This is a genomic window from Flavobacterium ardleyense (assembly GCF_033547075.1).
Taxonomy (GTDB): domain Bacteria; phylum Bacteroidota; class Bacteroidia; order Flavobacteriales; family Flavobacteriaceae; genus Flavobacterium; species Flavobacterium ardleyense_A.
Genome location: NZ_CP137891.1, coordinates 854,096 through 873,688, shown reverse-complemented (window position 1 = coordinate 873,688; position 19,593 = coordinate 854,096). Strand labels below are relative to the sequence as shown.

At 36.5% G+C, this 19,593-nt stretch carries 14 protein-coding genes and 1 pseudogene; 8 read left to right on the top strand and 7 right to left on the bottom strand.

The genetic code is table 11. The annotated features are described in order from the left end of the window. Positions 1–2: 2 nt before the first annotated feature. The 3 genes from ileS to porZ all read right to left on the bottom strand — a co-directional run bounded on the left by ileS (position 3) and on the right by porZ (position 7,039). Positions 3–3,479: an isoleucine--tRNA ligase gene (gene ileS, locus SBO79_RS03790; protein ID WP_318641902.1), complete on the bottom strand. Its 3,477-nt coding sequence runs from the start codon at positions 3,477–3,479 to the stop codon at positions 3–5. Between the two features lie 511 nt (positions 3,480–3,990). After that, positions 3,991–4,704 (bottom strand): DNA repair protein RecO, encoded by a 714-nt coding sequence (gene recO, locus SBO79_RS03785; RefSeq protein WP_318641900.1) that lies wholly within the window; start codon positions 4,702–4,704, stop codon positions 3,991–3,993. 40 nt (positions 4,705–4,744) lie between these two features. Further along, a complete protein-coding gene (porZ, locus tag SBO79_RS03780) occupies positions 4,745–7,039 on the bottom strand; it encodes a type IX secretion system anionic LPS delivery protein PorZ (protein ID WP_318641898.1) in 2,295 nt (764 codons plus the stop codon). A gap of 236 nt (positions 7,040–7,275) precedes the next feature. On the opposite strand from porZ, the gene SBO79_RS03775 reads away from it, so the two are divergent. Further along, complete coding sequence (locus tag SBO79_RS03775) at positions 7,276–8,061, top strand: THC0290_0291 family protein (protein ID WP_318641896.1); 786 nt, start codon at positions 7,276–7,278, stop codon at positions 8,059–8,061. A gap of 56 nt (positions 8,062–8,117) precedes the next feature. On the opposite strand, the gene SBO79_RS03770 is transcribed toward SBO79_RS03775, so the two are convergent. After that, positions 8,118–9,275, bottom strand: coding sequence for a cystathionine gamma-synthase (locus SBO79_RS03770; RefSeq protein WP_318641895.1), 1,158 nt, complete (start codon positions 9,273–9,275; stop codon positions 8,118–8,120). A 97-nt stretch (positions 9,276–9,372) separates the two neighbouring features. On the opposite strand from SBO79_RS03770, the gene SBO79_RS03765 reads away from it, so the two are divergent. Further along, entirely contained in the window at positions 9,373–10,131 is a 759-nt protein-coding gene (locus tag SBO79_RS03765; protein WP_318641893.1) for a DUF3298 and DUF4163 domain-containing protein, read from the top strand. A gap of 162 nt (positions 10,132–10,293) precedes the next feature. Here SBO79_RS03765 and SBO79_RS03760 read toward each other — a convergent pair whose 3' ends face one another. Both SBO79_RS03760 and SBO79_RS03755 read right to left on the bottom strand, forming a co-directional pair. Continuing rightward, positions 10,294–10,668, bottom strand: coding sequence for a helix-turn-helix domain-containing protein (locus SBO79_RS03760; RefSeq protein ID WP_318641891.1), 375 nt, complete (start codon positions 10,666–10,668; stop codon positions 10,294–10,296). 11 nt (positions 10,669–10,679) lie between these two features. Continuing rightward, positions 10,680–10,976 (bottom strand): annotated as a pseudogene (locus SBO79_RS03755) (type II toxin-antitoxin system HigB family toxin). 445 nt (positions 10,977–11,421) lie between these two features. On the opposite strand from SBO79_RS03755, the gene SBO79_RS03750 reads away from it, so the two are divergent. The 6 genes from SBO79_RS03750 (at position 11,422) to SBO79_RS03725 (ending at position 19,057) form a co-directional block, all read left to right on the top strand. Then, on the top strand, positions 11,422–14,889 hold the full coding sequence (locus tag SBO79_RS03750) for a DUF7619 domain-containing protein (protein WP_318641889.1): 3,468 nt from the start codon (positions 11,422–11,424) through the stop codon (positions 14,887–14,889). A 432-nt stretch (positions 14,890–15,321) separates the two neighbouring features. Beyond that, a complete protein-coding gene (locus SBO79_RS03745) occupies positions 15,322–15,678 on the top strand; it encodes an arsenate reductase family protein (RefSeq protein ID WP_318641887.1) in 357 nt (118 codons plus the stop codon). A gap of 77 nt (positions 15,679–15,755) precedes the next feature. After that, a complete protein-coding gene (locus tag SBO79_RS03740) occupies positions 15,756–16,616 on the top strand; it encodes a YicC/YloC family endoribonuclease (protein ID WP_318641885.1) in 861 nt (286 codons plus the stop codon). A 9-nt stretch (positions 16,617–16,625) separates the two neighbouring features. Beyond that, entirely contained in the window at positions 16,626–17,195 is a 570-nt protein-coding gene (gene gmk, locus SBO79_RS03735) for a guanylate kinase (protein WP_318641883.1), read from the top strand. A 40-nt stretch (positions 17,196–17,235) separates the two neighbouring features. Continuing rightward, entirely contained in the window at positions 17,236–17,811 is a 576-nt protein-coding gene (gene nadD, locus SBO79_RS03730; RefSeq protein WP_318641881.1) for a nicotinate (nicotinamide) nucleotide adenylyltransferase, read from the top strand. Between the two features lie 88 nt (positions 17,812–17,899). Next, positions 17,900–19,057, top strand: coding sequence for an iron-containing alcohol dehydrogenase (locus tag SBO79_RS03725; protein ID WP_318641879.1), 1,158 nt, complete (start codon positions 17,900–17,902; stop codon positions 19,055–19,057). A gap of 305 nt (positions 19,058–19,362) precedes the next feature. On the opposite strand, the gene SBO79_RS03720 is transcribed toward SBO79_RS03725, so the two are convergent. Continuing rightward, positions 19,363–19,494, bottom strand: coding sequence for a type II toxin-antitoxin system RelE/ParE family toxin (locus SBO79_RS03720; RefSeq protein WP_318641877.1), 132 nt, complete (start codon positions 19,492–19,494; stop codon positions 19,363–19,365). Positions 19,495–19,593 lie beyond the last annotated feature (99 nt).

Genomic DNA, 19,593 nt, shown 5'->3' with positions numbered 1-19,593 from the left:
AGTTATTTTGTAATTAATATTTTGGTTGTAATGTTATCAAATTCTATGAGAATACCATCGGGCATCTCATCTTGAAAATCGAGGGTTTCTGTAAGGGTTTCAGACATAATATACGACATATTTTCGGTTACAGCTTCCTTGAGCACTCCATTGTCTTGTAAGACTACCTTAATTTTGTCTGTTACTTCTAGTCCACTCTCTTTTCGTAGGTTCTGTATTCTGTTTACAATTTCTCTCGCAATTCCTTCTTTGCGCAGCTCATCAGATATTGTAATATCTAGAGCTACAGTTATGTTTCCTGACGATGCTACTAGCAATCCCGGGATATCCTGAGAGCTAATTTCTACCTCATCTACAGTTAAAGTTATGCTATTTCCTGCAATTTGCACAATAATTTCGCCCTCGCGATCAAGTTTGCTTATCTGATCAGCATCAAATTTTTGTATCTCTTTGGCAATCAGACCCATATCTTTTCCAAAACGTGGTCCTAAGGCCTTGAAATTTGGTTTAATTTGCTTAACTATTACACCCGAAGCATCATCTAATAGCTCAATTTCTTTGACATTTACCTCTGCTTTTATCAGGTCGGCAACTGCTTCTATTTCCAGCCCTTGTGCCTTGTCAAGTATTGGTATCATTACCTTTTGCAGTGGTTGACGTACCTTAATCATCTCCTTTTTTCGCAGTGATAAGACCAGTGAACAGATAGTCTGTGCCTTCTGCATCTTACTTTCTAGCGATTTATCAACAAACTTATCATCATATTTCGGGAAGTCTGCAAGGTGAATACTTGTGAAACTTTCAGTATTTGTCGCAGTAGTCAAATCTTTATAGAGCTTGTCCATAAAGAATGGTGCTACGGGTGCCGAAAGTTTTGCAACCGTAATCAGACACGTATATAATGTTTGATAAGCAGCAATCTTGTCTTGCTCGTATTCGCCTTTCCAGAAACGACGACGGCACAGTCTTACGTACCAGTTACTCAAGTTTTCTTGGACAAAATCTGAAATCGCTCTCGTTGCCTTTGTCGGTTCGTAGTCTGAATAAAATTCATCTACATTTTTTATCAAAGTATTTAGTTCTGACAAAATCCAACGGTCAATTTCTGGTCGTTGCTCAAGTGGCACTTCTGCTTCTTGATACGTAAAATTGTCAATGTTTGCGTACAAAGCAAAGAATGAATAAGTGTTGTAAAGTGTCCCGAAGAATTTTCGACGCACTTCAGCAATTCCCTCCGCATCAAACTTCAGATTGTCCCAAGGATTTGCATTACTAATCATATACCATCTTGTAGCATCAGGTCCATATTGAGAAATTGTCTCAAAAGGATCTGCAGCATTTCCAAGACGTTTGGACATTTTCTGTCCGTTTTTGTCTAAAACAAGTCCGTTAGAAACAACATTCTTGTAGGCTACCTGGTCAAAAACCAAAGTCGAAATCGCATGAAGTGTATAAAACCATCCACGAGTTTGATCGACACCTTCGGCGATAAAATCAGCAGGATATGCTGTTTTCCCGTCAACTTTCTCTTTGTTTTCAAAAGGGTAATGCCATTGTGCATAAGGCATTGCGCCCGAATCAAACCACACATCAATCAGATCTGCTTCTCTCGCCATTTCTTTGCCTGAAGCAGAAACTAGCGTGATTGCATCAACTACATTCTTGTGCAAATCGATAATATCGTAGTTCTCCTCGCTCATATTTCCAACTTCAAATCCTTTAAAAGGATTTTCGGTCATAAATCCAGCAGCGATAGATTTTTCTATTTCATTATAAAGTTCTTCTACCGAACCAATCAGAATTTCTTCTGTTTTATCTTCTGTACGCCAGATTGGCAACGGAATCCCCCAGTATCTAGAACGCGAAAGGTTCCAGTCATTAGCATTCTTAAGCCAATTTCCAAAACGTCCTTCACCAGTAGATTTTGGCTTCCAGTTGATAGTTTCATTCAGTTCAAAAAGTCGTTCTTTTACCGATGAGATTTTTATAAACCAAGAATCTAGTGGATAATACAAAATAGGTTTGTCCGTACGCCAGCAATGTGGGTAACTGTGGACATATTTCTCAACTTTAAAAGCTTTGTTTTCTTCTTTAAGTCTAATTGCGATTTCAACATCTACCGATCTTTCTGGCGCTTGACCTTCGTCATAGTATTCGTTTTTTACATACTTACCCGATAGTTCTTTCATTCCATTAATGAAACGCCCTTGCAAATCTACTAGCGGAACTGCAGTTCCGTTTTCGTCAAGTACAAGCATTCCTGGAACTTCTGGTTTAGCTTCTTTGGCAACCTTGGCATCATCTGCTCCAAAAGTTGGCGCAGTATGTACGATTCCAGTTCCATCTTCTGTAGTAACGAAATCTCCAGCGATAATTCTAAAAGCGTTCTCAGGATTTTGGTAAGGAAGTACATAAGGCATCAACTGCTCATACTTTATTCCCACAAGATCCGCTCCTTTACACTCCGCAATTACTTGAAAAGGAATGACTTTGTCGCCTTCCTTATAATTCGCAAATGCCGAAGCATCTTCTGCTTTCTGATATCCTTTTCCAAATTGTTTTCCAACCAAGTTTTTGGCAAGAATCACATTTATAGGCAGGAAAGTATATTGATTAAAGGTTTTCACCAATACGTAATCGATTTTTGGACCAACGGTCAATGCAGTATTAGAAGGCAAAGTCCAAGGTGTTGTGGTCCAAGCTAGGAAGAAAATAGGATCCTCACCCGGCCCTCTTTCGGCGGCTGAGCTTGTCGAAGCCAATCCAAACGCCTTCAGCACATTATTCTCGGTGGCTGAGCCTGTCGCGGTGGCTGAGCCTGTCGAAGCCACAGTCCGGAACTGCGCCACAACCGTCGTGTCCGTAACATCTCTATAAGCTCCCGGCTGATTCACCTCGTGCGAACTCAATCCAGTTCCCGCTTTTGGCGAATATGGCTGAATTGTATAACCTTTGTACATCAAGTCTTTATTGTAGATTTGCTTAAGCAACCACCACACAGACTCCATATATTTTGGTTTATAAGTAATATATGGATCATCCATATCTACCCAATAGCCCATTTTTTCTGTAAGATCGTTCCACACATCGGTGTAACGCATTACAGTTTTCTTACAAGCTTCGTTATATTCTTCAATCGAAATTTTTGTTCCGATATCTTCTTTAGAAATTCCTAATTCCTTTTCAGTACCAAGTTCCACAGGAAGTCCGTGCGTATCCCAGCCGGCTTTTCTCTTAACTTGAAACCCTTTTTGAGTTTTATATCTACAAAAAATATCCTTTATAGCGCGAGCCATAACGTGGTGAATTCCCGGTAATCCATTTGCTGATGGTGGCCCTTCAAAGAACACAAATGGCTCTTTTCCTTCTCTAGACTCCACACTCTGCTTAAATATATCTTCTTGTTTCCAAAAATTAAGGATTTCATCTGCTGTTGCAGACAAATCTAGACCCTTGTATTCTGTAAATTTTTGACTCATCTTCAGTATTTTTATTCGAGTTGCGAAAGTAATGAATTTTTCTGTACGATAAGTTTCCAAATCGCGCTCAAATGTTTATAGAATATTAAGTAATAGTTAGTAAATAAATTCGGAATCAGAAATTTGGCTAATTCTTCAGTATTACTGAGATTCGCGAATCGCTATTGCAAATTGAATAGTGAGTTTTTGTTGTATTTTTGGCATTCAAATTCTTCAGCAGTTTCTATTTAAAGAACTTAAGTTTTGCCGAAAAAGGTCTGAATAGGTTATTACCCTACAAAAAAAGGGCTGGATTGCAGTTTTTCTTGCTTGTAGATTGCCTGACGTTTTTTTGAATAATTTGGGCGAGCCGGTCGCCAGAATAAGTTCGGTAAAATTGAAATAGTTGTTTGGCGACCGTCAGGCTGTCCGCTCCCAATCTTTCTTGTAGCTTTTGCTGCGCAACGCCACAAGAAAGGATTTCCACTGCCATCCTTCTCGCAAAATCTCCGTTAAGTACGAAATAAGTTTCTTAGCTCGCGAAAATCTCGGTCAACACTTCCAAAGATTTTGGTTGTCTAAATCCTTCAATGTGTGCCGAATAATATTGAAGTAATATTTTTATCAAAATCTGCCTTTCCGAACCTGAGAATACTTTCTGATCGTCGGAGAATTTTAAATTCAGAAGTCTTTTGAATAGGTAGGTTTCGTAATCTGTGAGACAAGTTATGCCGCGGTAGTCGACAAAAACCCCTTCTCCGATTTCAAAATGTGGTTGATCAATAGTGGATAAGTCAGGATAAAAACCTAGAAATTTAGACATATTCAACAAAAGAATCATGTGAAAATTTGCAATACTGTCGTGCTCATTTAACCACCTCAGCGCCGAGTCGAGATAATTAAAAAGGTCTTCGTTAGTCTCTTCCTCCTTAATACTACTGTGTAATACTTCCGAAACAAAAAGTAGAATGGTGTTCTTTACAATATCCAAACTTGGGCTATAATCCGAAGCTAATCGCACTTCTTTAAAATTCTCCATCGTTCCTTTATTCTTATGAATAGCTTCGATTTCGAGGATATTTAACGGTTGGAAATACGCAATCCGCTGACTGGATTTATTCGATGAAAAAGCAGATCGAACAAAATAGGTTTTTAGTCCAGCGGCTTCGGTAAAGCACTTCACAATCAGACTTTTTTCCTGATAGCGAAGTGTACTAATAACAATAGCTTTGGTTTTGACTAACATCGTTTGTTGTGCAATATAATTTTAGCGAAAGCGAAAAAATTTATCTAATAATCATCACTTTTTTCACCTTAGTTTCAGCGCCATCTTGAGTCGAAATAAAAATCATATAAACTCCCGAAGCAACTCTATATTTACCAAAAGCGGTAGTGTCCCACTCAATTGTACCACCTTCGGCAACAACTTCGTGCACAAGATTTCCACCAATATCGGCAATCTTAACCGTGGCTTTATCCACAAGACCCGTAATTTTCACTGTCCCAATAAACTCCGGACGTACCGGATTTGGATATACAATTACATCACTCAAATCGCCGCTACTAGTTGTAGCAAGACCTTTGTAAGAAACCATTCCTTTGTCGGTAACGAAAAACACTTCGCCAGTTGTCTGATTGATATCTATATCACGAACGCTATCACTTGGCAATGGCGAATTTTTTTTGGTAAATCTCAAAATTGTCTCTTGGCCATTTGGCGAAAGCAAAAACACTCCCGAGTCTGCCGTTGCAATCCATTTATTGTTAGCGCCATCAACCACGATGTCGGTTATATATTGCTCGTAAAGCAGCTCTTGGGCAAGCCCATCTTCAAGGATAATAATTGCCTTAGTATCCATCTGACCTTCACTAGAAAATCTATCTACAGGCATTGTTCTAAGACCTTTTTTGGTGCCAATCCATAGTAAATTCCTATTGTCGATTGCGATTGCACGAACATCATTATCAGGTAAATTTCCAGCATCGGAGCCCATTGAAACTTTTTTGGAAATATTTCCTATTTCGTTAAAACCAACAAGTCCAAACATTTTTGTGGCAATCCACTTAACATTATTTTTATCAATTCGCATACGACCAAAACGATTCGTAAAAGCAGGATCATTAATTGCGGCGAGAGCATAGGATACCCATTGTCCGTTTGCTTTTAAAACTTTTAATGGTTTTTCAACCGCTACGTTTGTCATCCAAAGATTTCCATTTTTGTCAAAAACAGTTTCTTCTATCCTAATACTTTTATAGGTTGGAACACCTGCAAGCACTAAGGATTCCAATCCGCTATTACTCTCATCATAAAGCTTAACCAATTCGTCATTTTCAAATTTCAATAGTCCGCCGTGATAAGAGCTTACATATATTTCATTTGTATTGGAAGGATTTACAGTAACTCTCACAAAGTCGCCAACATCTTTTCCCGGTGGATGCACTTCTTCATAGGGAATATTTTTCCAAGTTGAATTACTGTACTTGCTAATGCCATATCCATATTGTTGTGTTGGCGCGTACGGTTCATTATAGCCACCATATACTGCCCATAAATCTGGACCGGCAGCATTTACTGAGAAAATGCTATTTCGAATTGGTCCAGTAGGTTCAATATTTTGATAAGTTGTTGGATTAAAAATATCGGTTTGCAGCAATCCATTTTCTCTAGTTCCTATATATATTGCCCCATTTATCACCGTTGCACAGGTAAAAAGCGGATATGGTTGTGGCATTGTATAATTATTTACCTGTGCAGCAACTGCAAGATTTATATTATAAATAGATATTGATCCAGCTGTGGTTACGATCAAAAAATCTTCGGCAGCACGTAAATCTAAAATTATTGAAGGAAATTGTGATATTGTTACAAAATTATTTCCCTGCAATTTTGCCAATCTACCCGTATTTTCTGCGGCGATTAGCTGCGTTTTAAAAGTTTCTACACCATTCCAGATTCCCGGCACAATCTGCTGCCATTGCATAAAATCATTGAGGTTTGGATTAGTGACTGATGCTACTTTAATTCCTTGGTTGGTAGCGGCATAAATTTTTCCGTTAAAAACTGCAGATTGGTTTACTACTACTTCTTCACCCGAAGTCCCGATAAAATAAGTGTCGCCAAATCCTGATGTCGCTAAATTATATTGCACTATTCCAAAATCGCAAGAGATGTACAAAATTCCGTTAAATTCATTGATGTGATTAATCTTTTTAATATTTGCAGGTAACTGCTTATTTATTATATCGACTACATTTAAAATAGTTCCGTCCGAATCGCTAATTATCAACATTAGACCGTTCTCATACCCTATAATTGTTTTATTATAAAAGCTACTGTGGTGAATTGCACTAATAATTTCGCCGGCAAGACCGTCTATGGTATTAGTAGTTTTCAATAAGTTGGTCAGATTGTTCAAAGAAAACAATGCGTTTTCTGATGCCGCATAAACAGTAGTCGAGGACTGAGACAAATCTTTAATCTCACTATAAGAAAAATAACCTTTCCACTGCTTGTTGTACTGCGAATAGCCAAATTGAGATATTAGTACCGCAAATATTATATAGAATACCTTGTTCATTAGGGGATCTTTTAAAAAAAAACAAATATACTACAAAACGAAAGTATTGTCATTTTCATATATTATAAGAAAATTCCATTCTCGAACTAATCAATTCCTATGTAGTTTATCGGACAAACATGCTACTAAACCAATTTTTTACGATGCATCAAGCAATTTATTGAAGCTTTGTATTAACTTTATTAAAATTGGCGATGTTTTTCTATATTTGTTAAATAATATAATGCACTTTTCCTATGAGTAAGTTTCATATTACAGCACTCTTGCTAGTCGCATTTATAACAAATGGACTTGCTCAATTTGGTATATCACACGAGATAGGAATAGTGGCTGGTCCTACTATCTTTAAATCTGATTTTGGCGAAAACGGTGATTTTAAGGCTGGTATAGGTAATATCGGCTACGGCGTAGGATTTGTTCATTATATGAATTTCTCAGATGTACATAATAGCAGTAGAACAATATTTCAGAGTTTTCTAAAAGATCATTTCAAAGTCAGGAGTGAGATATCGTATCAAAAAGTTACCTTCCAACATTATGGAAAATATGTTGATGATAAAAAACAATCCACTTTTGCCAAGCAACTTAGAGCAATGCGCGGCAGTACTGCAGTTACTAATCTCGGAGTTCAATTTGAATACTATCCTTTAAGCATAGAGGATTTTGGAAATATGCCTAATTCCTTTGCTCCCTATATAAGTATAGGTGGGCAATATAGTTTTTACACACCAGAAATTTACAGCACTTTAGGTAAGTTAAACACATCGTTGACAACCCCTAAAAAATATTCCAACGGTGCGCTTTCCAACGAAGAAGATACCGTTTGGTCCATTGTTGGCAGCGTAGGGTCGAGATATAAACTAAATACGGTTTCAGATCTTATGGTCGATTTGCGGGCGCAGTATTATTTTTCTGATTATGTTGATGGTATGCGACCAGATCCAAAAATTTATACCGAAAACAAATCAAACGACTGGAATATTTGGTTCACAGTTGGGTATATCTATTATCTGGGTTATTAAATTAAATTTTCGCCATAAGGTTTAATAGTTGCATAATTTAAACGCCTGTTAATTAGTTAGCGACGAAGCTTATCAAAAGCTTTCTCAAGATCTTCTATTAAATCCTCAACATCTTCAATTCCGACACTTAATCTTACAAGATCATCAGAAATTCCTACTTCACGTCGAATTTCTTCTGGAATTGATGCGTGCGACATCATTGACGGAAGATTCGCTAATGATTCTACCCCACCCAAAGATTCGGCAAGTGTAAAGATTTTTAGATTTTCCAAAAAGGTGATTGCATCTTGTTTTAAACCGGATTTGAAAGTGAACGAAACCATTCCCCCGAAACCTTTTGGCATCTGTTTTTGGCAAATTTCGAAATTTGGATGAGATTTTAAGCCTGGATAATAAACATTCTCGACCGCAGGATGATTTACTAGAAATTCTGCAACTTTCGTAGCATTTTCGCAATGTCGCTGCATACGCAAATGCAAGGTTTTTATTCCTCTCAAAACCAAGAAGGAATCCATCGGGCCAAGTGTAGCGCCAGTGGCAAATTGCTGAAAATGTAAATGCTTTCCTAAGTCTTCATCTTTTACAATGAGAGCGCCAGCAATTACATCTGAATGTCCACTGAGATATTTCGTTGCCGAATGCATTACAATATCTGCACCTAATTCCAGTGGCTTTTGGAGATACGGCGTGGCAAAAGTATTATCGACCGCAAGTAACAAATTATGCTTTTTGGTAATTTTCGAAATTGCCTCGATATCCACGACTTTCATCAACGGATTTGTGGGCGTTTCGATCCAAACCATTTTGGTGTTTTCATTTATGGTAGATTTGAATTTCTCCAAATCATTCATATCAATAAAGTGAAATTTGATTCCTGAATTTTTATATACTTTCGTGAAAAGCCTATAAGTACCGCCATACAAATCGTCCATCGCGATAATTTCGTCTCCTGCTTTATAATCTCTTAAAAGACAGTCGGTGGCGGCCATTCCTGACGAAAATGCCAATCCTCTATTTCCGTTCTCGATACTAGCCAGCGCATTCTCTAAAGCGGTTCGGGTAGGATTTGAAGTTCGGCTGTAGCCATAATCTCCCATCGGCTTTCCAGGACTCGTTTGTGCAAAGGTCGAAGTCTGAAATATTGGAGGCATTACTGCGCCAGTTTCTTGATCGACTTGCTGACCGCCGTGTATGATTTTTGTATTAAATTTCATATATTTAATATTTCAATTATATAACAAATTTAGCCCTTTTGTCACGCTTTTCAATAAAAGTGGCGATACCTTTGTTTTGAATTTAAATTTAGACGCTATGAAGAAAATTTTAATGATCGCGCTTTTTACTTCCATAATGATTTCTTGCAAGGAAGAAGAAAAGAAAGAAATGAGTTTTAAAGATGAAACCTTCGAAAAAGTAACCGAAACCAAATGTAAAGATGGACAATGTGCTTCGGCAAAAATTACAGTCCCAATTGCAGAAAACGGTGAAGTTGTTGGTGACAGCATTAACAACAAGATTTTTTCGGCGGTAAGAAATATCGTTTATTTCGGCGAAAAACCTAGCGACGCCAAAGATTATCAAGGCGTTCTAAATTCTTTTATTGGTGCCTACGATGATCTGCATAAAAAATTTCCAGAAGACACTTTTGGCTGGGAAGCAAAAATAGAAACTAAGAAGAAATATGAAAGCGATAAACTGATCAACTTCGAAATGACTCATTACACTTTTACCGGCGGTGCGCATGGATACCAAGGTTTGAAATCCTTAATTTTTGATAAAGCGACAGGTAGGACTTTAAATCACGATGATATTTTTACAGACAAGGGAATCGTAAAGAAACTTGTTGAAGAGAAATTTAGAATGAAATATGACATACCCGCTGATGCTCCAATAAACTCAAAAGGTTTTATGTTTGAAGATGAGGTTTTCGCGCTTCCGCAAAATATATTCTACACTGACAAAGGACTGTTGTTGTATTACAACCAATATGAAATTGCTGCCTATTCTGATGGAAACCAAGAGTTAATGTTGAGTTATGAGGAGTTGGGGAATTTGTTGAAGGTGAAATAAGGAAATCGAAAAAATTAAAATGATCTAAAAAATCTAAAAGTGGTAGGATTCAGGAATTTAAATCTATCATGAAATCAAAAAGGTCGCTGGGAAAGAGAATTTCTTACTCAGCGACTTTTTTTTATTAAATTACAGTTCTTAGAAAAATAATTTTTATCACTTTTAAGCTTTTGAATCAAGCTCGTATTCATTGATCAATACGGATGCTGAAATTTGAAGTTTTCGTTCCAAATCTCGTATCATATCTACAGTAAGTCGCTTTTTACGATTAAGAATTTCCGACACTCGGCTTTTGCCTCCAATGATTCCAATTAAATCTTTCTGACGCATATTCAATTCCTCCATTCTTATTTTTATAGCTTCTATCGGATCAGGTGCTTCTATCGGATAATGTATGTTTTCGTAATTTTCAATCAGTAATGATAGAATTTCAGCTTCATCACCTTCCTTTGTATCAATCGGCGCATCAAATATTATCTCTAAGCGACCAAGTGCATTTCTGTAATCTATTTCGGATTTAATAGGTTTTAAATTCATAATAATATTTATTAAATAGTGTCTGCATTAATTCTGTCGTATTCTGCGTGCGTTCCAATGAATCGGATAAAAGCCCACTGCTTTTCGTAATTGAATTTAACAATCAATCGGTAAGAATTTCCTTTTATATTAAATACTATCCGACTATTCTTTAAAATACTCGCTGAAATGTAAGTTTGTTTGACATCGCTTGAAGAAAGACACTTTGCAGTTATAGCTGTGTCATGTTAAGTTTTTAAATATTGTTAGGAATCAGCGTGTTTTGTCCAAAATTCTCTTAAAGTACTTTTTGCGATTATCCTTATCATTACTAATACTATTGGCCAAATATACAAAAAGTTCTCTAATGTAGAACCGCAAGGTTTAGTGCATAAAACTCTAATCGCAACTTAAATAAATAATATACAGCGAGTTGCGAGAAGGATTATCTCATAGGTTAATGTTTTTCAGAGGAATTCGATGGATTTCATTTGAAGTGAAACCGAGGACTTGCGAGAAGAATAGAAGTGAAACCGAGATATTGCGAGAAGGATAGAAGTGGAAATCCTTTCTTGTGGCTTTGCGGAGCAAAAACTACAAGAAAGATTGGGAACGGATAGCCTGACCGGCGCCTAAAATAATTTTCTAATTTGCCGAAATCGTAGTGGCGCAGGGCTCGCCCAAAAAAATAATATTTATTTAGAAAAATTTATTGTAATTATTTAACATTCTACAATTTATATTACATTAGCGATTCATTTTACGTAATTAATTATGAAAAAATTTCTACTCTTACTGCTACTAGCAGTTTCATATTGCGGACAATCACAGAATCCTTCTGATCGTGACCCAGATTATAATAATAATTACAACCTGCCTTTAAATTATTATTTTATAAATGGAGATGCTTCACTTTTTAGAATTCAGAATGACAATAAAATTATTTTTGCATTAGATAACAAAAAACTAATTCGAGTAGAAGATAACCTTCAAGACACTAGTTTTGGTGCAACATTTTCTGGCGGTGTTGTACAAGATTTTTGCATATTGCCAAATGGTAAAATTGTTGCAGTTGGCTCTTTTACGCATTGCAATGGTCAGTTAAATCACAGTATTGTTCGGTTGAATTCTGACGGGACGGTTGATCCAACTTTTTCTAGTGGAACAAATGCGATGGAGCAATTTCTAGAGGTAAAACCCACAATTGACGGAAAAGTTTTGGTTAAATCGTATCTAAATTCATTTTATAATGGAGTTGCGTGGAATAAAAAACTGTTTCGCTTAAATGCAAACGGAACTTTAGATCAAACCTTTAATTATAATAGCACAGCTCTTCCAAAGATTTTTGAACCTCAGCCTGACGGAAAAGTGATAGTTATTGATGATGGTGATTATTTTACAAGATACCTTTCCAATGGGCAAATTGATCCAAGTTTTTCTTCTATTGGAATAGGCAATATGAACGTCATTAATAGCATTGTTTTAGAGGCCGATGGCAAAATAGTAATTGCGGGATTATTTGATTCATTCGATGGTTTACCGCTTACATCAGTCATTCGTCTAAGTTCTAACGGGGTAATTGACCCTAGTTTTACTATTATCAATGCAGATCATCTTGTAAATACCATCATTAGACAGACATCAGGAAAATATGTTATTAGTGGAAAATTTACAGCTATAAATGGTGCGACAAGCAATCATATTGCGAGATTAAATAGTGATGGATCTCACGATACCACTGGGTTTTTAGGCTTTGAAGAAAGCAACACGCAGTTAACTCCTGTAATGGTTCAGCAACCTAATGGGAAAATACTTTTTAGTGGAATTGCCGCGGACGAAAGACTCAAATACGACAATAATATAATCACAAATATCTTTCGCACAAGTGTTGATGGTAGTATTGATACTACAATGGAGAATAAAACGAAAGGTTTTTATCCATTTGGACCACTTGCTGTAGCTCAAAATATAAATGGTAAAATAATTTGCATCACTACACAATTATTTACGACAACATTTAACGGTCAAGATATTGGAGCAATAAAACAATTTAATACAGATTGGACGGTAGATGAAGAATTTGAGCAAACCATAGTTGCGAATTTTGAGCCCGCAGATCAGTATTCAGCAGTATCTTTTACTCACGTGCGAGTTCTCGATGATGGGAGAATAATTCTGGCAGGAAATTTTAAATATACTTACCAAGGTACTGTTCGATATGATCTCGTAGTTTTAAATCCAGATGGAAGTATCATTTATGGTTTCAATAGTAATTTTGGATGGGTAGAAGACTTGGACGTTGATCCTGTAACTGGTAAAATTATTATAATGACTGGTAGCGGTATGACAAGGCTCTTACCTTCAGGATTACCAGATAGTTTTAGCTTCAATCCCCAAGGTGTAACTGAAAAATATGAAATACTGTATCTGCCAAATGGTAAAATAGCTTTTACAGGGGGTTATAATAAACGTCTTTATATGCTCAATAGCAATGGAAGCTATGATAATAGTTTTCCGACTAATTTATGGTGTGAGCAATTACAGTTAGCAGCTGATGGAACAATTTTATTTGTACAAGCAGGATCAGGAATTTTAAAGAAGCTTACTGCTAATGGTATTTTGGACACTGCCTTCAACTCAAATCTAGCAGTACAAAATACTACAACTTATAATGTTCAGCCTGATGGCAAAATCTTAAATATATCTACGACTGATGCTATAAATGCTGATATAAGCAGAGTTCATTCAAATGGTTCTTTAGATACTAGTTTCGAATCAAAGCATTTTGATAAATACTTTGTAAATTATTTGACTACTCTACGATATGGAAAAATTTTTGCTAGTGGCTCTTTTACGAAATTTAATTACGTGCCCGAAAATGGCGCAGTGGTTTTACTAGGCGAAGATTACTATTATTTAATTGGTCAGAATAAGTTTGATAATGATAGTAACGGTTGTTCTGAAACTGATATTGATTATCCTTTTATGAAGTACGAAGTAGCCAATGGCAATCAAATCAACTATCACGTAGCAAATTATACAGGAAGTTATTCAATCGCTATGACCGAAGGTAATTATGTCGTTACTCCAAAAATTGAAAACCCTAGCTATTTTACAATCACTCCAGCTTCAGTTAGTTTGAATTTTCCAACTGCTACAAGTCCACAACAGCAGAATTTCTGCATAGCACCCAACGGACTTCATCAAGACTTGGAAATAGTTGTATTCCCATTGACCATTGCTCGGCCAGGATTTGGAGCGCAATATAAAATAGTTTATAAAAACAAAGGAAACGTAATGGTTTCTGGTCAGGTTGCTCTAAACTTTCTAAACAACGTTATGACTTTCGACAGCGCAACGCCAGCTGCCACTATGACTGCTAATCAGCTGACTTGGAATTATGTAGATCTTTGGCCTTTTGAGTCTCGTGAGATTGTTGTTTCATTTACTTTGAATACGCCTACAGGAAATCCACCATTGAACGGTGGCGATATACTAAATTTAACCGCAGTCGTTACGCCAGAAACTACAGATGAAATGCCATCGGATAACTCATTTGTGCTAAATCAAACGGTCGTTAATTCATTTGATCCAAATGATAAGACTTGTTTGGAAGGAGATACAATTTCTCAGGAATATGTTGGTAAATATGTGCATTATATGATCCGTTTTGAAAATACTGGAAACGGAGAGGCGGTAAATGTGACGGTTAAAGACAATATTGACCCATCTAAATTTGATATTGCTAGTATTGTTCCACTTTCTGGGAGTCATCCTTTTGTAACAAAAATTAAAGACAATAGCGTAAGTTTTCTTTTCGAAAATATCAACTTGCCATTTGCAGATGCTACGAATGATGGTTATGTGATGTTTAAAATTAAGCTAATTGATACATTAGAAGGTGGCGATATCTTTACGAATCAAGCAGAAATCTATTTTGATTATAATTATCCAATCACTACAAATACCGCGAGCACAACTATTCAAAACACAATGGCAGTTGAAGATATAAAAGTAACTTCGATTGTGATTTATCCTAATCCAGCAAACGACTTCGTTTTCATTTTGCATAGTGAGCAAATTATTAAAATAGAAATCTATTCGGTTGATGGAAGATTGGTTAAATCTGTACTTAATCCTGCAGAAAATAAACTTGATATTAGCAGTCTGACTAAAGGACAGTACTTTATAAAGGTTGACGATGGAAGCGGAAAACACAGCGCAAAGTTGATTAAAAACTAAAGATATATTATGCAGCTTGAAAGAGCTGCATTTTTTTTGATCATTGTCTATTCTGAAGTTACTTCGCAAAGCCTTCCATTACTTTTTGAGATGATGTTATCTTGACCTACGAAAATCTTGCGAGAAGGATTATCTCATCGGTTAATATTTTTCAGAGGTATTCGATGAATTTCATTTGCAGTGAACCCGAGCTTTTGCGAGAAGGATAGAAGTGGAAATCCTTTCTTGTGGCTTTGCGGAGCAAAAGCTACAAGAAAGATTGGGAACGGATAGCCTGACCGGCGCCTAAAATAATTTTCTAATTTGCCGAAATTGTTGTGGCGCAGGGCTCGCCCAAAAAAAATATATCGTTATTAAAAGGATTTTCGCTTTCGCTAAAGATATATCGCGGACAATTCGAAATTTCGTTTCTTTGTGAAAATCTAAAATTCTATGGACACAATATATTATCTCGCGTCTTGTGATACTTGCCGAAAAATAATTAAGGCCTTGCCATCAACAGATAAATTGAAGTTTCACGACATCAAACAAGATCCACTTACCGAAGCTGAAATTGACAAAATGAAAGATTTGGCGGGCAGTTATGAGGAACTTTTTAGCAAAAAAGCAATGCTGTATAAGTCGATGGGACTGAAAGATAAAAATTTGACGGAAGCTGATTTCAAAAAATATTTGCTAGAACATTACACTTTTTTGAAGAGACCAGTATTTATAATTTCGGACAAAATTTATATCGGCAACAGCCAAAAAAACATCATTGAGGCGACTGCTGCTTTGAAGAATTTGTAAGAATCCAATTCTGATAATGCAGTAAATTCGGAGGCATAAACACATTTTTAACTACCTTTGGCGCTTGATAATTTTATATGATACAATCAATGACCGGTTTTGGGAAAGCATCTGTGCAACTACCAACAAAAAAAATAACTGTTGAAATCAAGTCGCTTAACAGCAAAGGTTTCGATCTAAATATGCGTCTTCCTTCTGTTTACAGAGAAATGGAATTGGGACTTCGCAATCAAGCTGCGCACATTCTTGAGCGTGGAAAAGTGGATTTTTCGGTTTTTATCGAAAGTACTTCAGAAGTGACTTCGACAAAGGTAAATGCACCAATTATAAGAGCATATATGGCGCAATTGGAAGCAATTTACCCAATGAGCGATCCTACAGAATTAATGAAAATGGCGATTAGAATGCCAGATGCTTTAAAAACGGAGCGCGATGAAATTGACGAAAACGATTGGCAAGAAATTCAGCAGCAAATAAACGAAGCTTTGGCGAATATCAAAGAATTCAGAATCGCTGAAGGTGCATCTCTTGAAAGAGAGTTTGTAATGCGCATCGAAAACATCAGATCTCTGATGAACTCTGCGGTAGCATTGGATTCGGAGAGAATTGAAACGGTAAAAACTAGGTTGAGAACTGCAATTGAAGACCTAAAGGCAACTGTTGACGAAAATAGATACGAACAGGAATTGATTTACTATTTGGAAAAATACGATATCACCGAAGAGCGCGTGCGACTTGACAATCACTTGAATTATTTTCTAGAAACGATGCAAGGTGAAGGAAGCAACGGTCGTAAATTAGGATTTATTGTTCAGGAAATGGGACGTGAAATAAATACGATGGGCTCGAAAGCAAATCATTCTGAAATGCAGAAAATGGTGGTTCAGATGAAGGATGAGCTTGAGAAAATTAAGGAACAAATACTGAATGTACTCTAAGATATTTTTATGGAACAAGGAAAACTACTAGTTTTTTCGGCACCTTCGGGATCTGGAAAAACCACAATCGTAAAACATCTTTTAAGTATAGAAGAATTGAATTTGGAATTTTCTATTTCGGCGACTTCTAGAGAAGCGCGCGGAGATGAAGAGCACGGAAAAGATTACTATTTTATTTCTCTGGAAGAATTCAAACAGCATATCAAGGACGGCGATTTTCTAGAATGGGAAGAAGTATATCGTGATAACTTCTACGGAACTTTGAAAAGTGAAATTGAACGTATTTGGGCGAAAGGCAAAAACGTTATTTTTGATATTGATGTTGCGGGCGGTTTGCGTATAAAACGCAGATATCCAACTGAAACCCTTGCTGTTTTTGTGAAGCCACCAAGTATTGATGAGCTTAAAATACGATTGAAAATACGCTCTACCGAATCTGAGGATAAGATAAATATGCGAATTGCAAAAGCTTCTGTAGAACTTGCTACTGCGCCGCAATTTGATATGATTATCAAGAATTATGATTTGGATGTAGCGAAACAAGACGCATACTTATTAGTAAAGGAATTTATCGGTTAATCTGATAAATTCCTTTTTTTACTTTATAAAATATTTTAGAATGAAGATTGGTTTGTATTTCGGAACATTTAATCCCATTCACGCAGGGCATTTGATCATTGCAAATCATTTGGTTGAGCACACTTCGCTAGATCAGGTTTGGATGGTGGTCACGCCGCATAGTCCTTTCAAAAAGAAGTCGACACTGCTTGATGACTATCAACGCTACGAAATGGTTTTCCTGGCGACTGAAGATTATCCAAATATTCAACCTTCGGATATTGAGTTCAAACTTTCTCAACCTAATTATACTGTAAATACATTAGCCCATTTAGAGGAGAAATTTCCACAGCACGAGTTTTCGTTGATTATGGGTGAGGATAATTTGACCTCTCTTCATAAATGGAAAAATTACGAAGTGTTGCTCGAGAATTATCCGATTTTTGTCTATCCACGCATTCCACATTCAGAAGAAATGGAAGCGAAATATCCTCAAGTAAATTTCGTAGATGCACCAATTGTCGAAATTTCTTCAACCTTTATCAGACAGAATATCAAAGACGGTAAAAATGTGCAGCCGCTACTTCCTGCCAAAGTTTGGAGTTATATCTCTCATAACCTGCTTTATAAAAAATAGATTGCGCGCAATTTATTAACATTAGTTTATTAAAGTTCGGCCTAGGTTTCTTTACCTTTACAGTCACGAATTTTAAAAAATATTTACGATGTTAAATTTTCAATTATACAATCCTACAAATTACCTTTTCGGAAAAGGTCAAATCGCGAAACTTCCTGAATTAATTCCAGCGAATACCAAAGTACTTCTTACCTACGGTGGCGGAAGCATCAAGAAAAACGGAATTTACGATCAAGTAATGACTGCTTTGAAAGGCTACGAAATCGTAGAATTTTCAGGTATCGAGCCGAATCCGAAGTACGAAACTTTGATGAAAGCGGTAGAAATAATCCGCGAGCAGAAAATTGGTTTTGTCCTTGCTGTTGGTGGCGGATCTGTGATTGATGGAACAAAATTTATCTCTGCAGCTGTAAACTGCGAAACGGAGCCTTCGGATATTTTACATAGAACAGCTGAAGTTGGAAAAAACACTATTCCGTTTGGAACAGTTTTGACTTTGCCAGCGACGGGAAGCGAAATGAATTCGGGTGGAGTTGTTACAATTTTGGCAACTCAAGAGAAATTATCTTTTGGAAGTCCTGAGTTATTTCCACAATTTTCTATTTGCGATCCAGAAGTAATTATTTCGTTGCCGAGAAGACAATTAGAAAATGGTGTTGTAGATGCTTATATGCACGTTCTAGAACAATATATGACTACCAAACACGATGCTTTGCTACAAGATAGAATTGCTGAAGGTGTTTTGCAGACTTTAATCGAAATAGGTCCGTCAGTAGTCGAAAATCCTTCTGACTACACATTGGCTTCAAACTTTATGTGGAGCTGTACAATGGCGCTGAATGGACTTCTAAATAAAGGAGTTCCTGTAGATTGGTCAACCCACATGATTGGTCACGAGCTCACCGCTTTGTATAATATTGACCACGCAAGAACATTGGCGATTGTTGCGCCAAGTCTTTATACGGTGATGTTCGAAACTAAGAAAGATAAATTAGCTCAGTACGGACGTAGAGTTTTTGATCTTCAAGGAACAGACGAAAGTGTCGCTCGTGAAGCTATCGTTAAAACTGAAGAATTCTTCCAGAAAATGGGAATGAAAACCAAATTGTCTGAGAACACAGAAAATTATGACGATACTGCGAAATTTGTAGCTGATCGTTTTACAGAACGTGGATGGACTGGGCTTGGAGAAGCGAAGAATATTGGAGTTGATCAAGTAAAAGAAATTCTGGAAATGAGCTACTAAGTAAATTTCAAATTTTTATAATATCAGAAAAGGCGTTCCTGAACTAATCGGGAACGCCTTTCTTCATAACACCAAAACAAAATTTACTAACTCTTTCATCTTATTCAAATAATAATCTGAACGTTAGGATTACAACGTGAGAAAATTTTGAAAATTATATGGGAGTTGTTAATGTGGTGTTAAAAATAAAAACTTACTAGTGTGGTCACTCTACCTCACGGGCACGGATTGCAAATCCGCGCTAGCGTTGATAAGCATTTCTCGATAAATGCTCACAATATTTGAAAACAAGGAGTAAAATTTACTTACTTTCTAAATCTACTTTTCAAATCCATTCTCGCGTGTAAAATTCTAATAATTTCAATGGTATCTTCTGAAATTAATTTATAAAAAATGATATGCTTTCCAGACTTTAATCCTAATAAATCTAATTTCACTTCGGAATATTTTTTCCAATTGAAGGATTTTCTCCAATCGTCCCGCAATCAGACCTTATTTGATCGTAATATTTATCAGCCTGATTCTCAGACCATTTC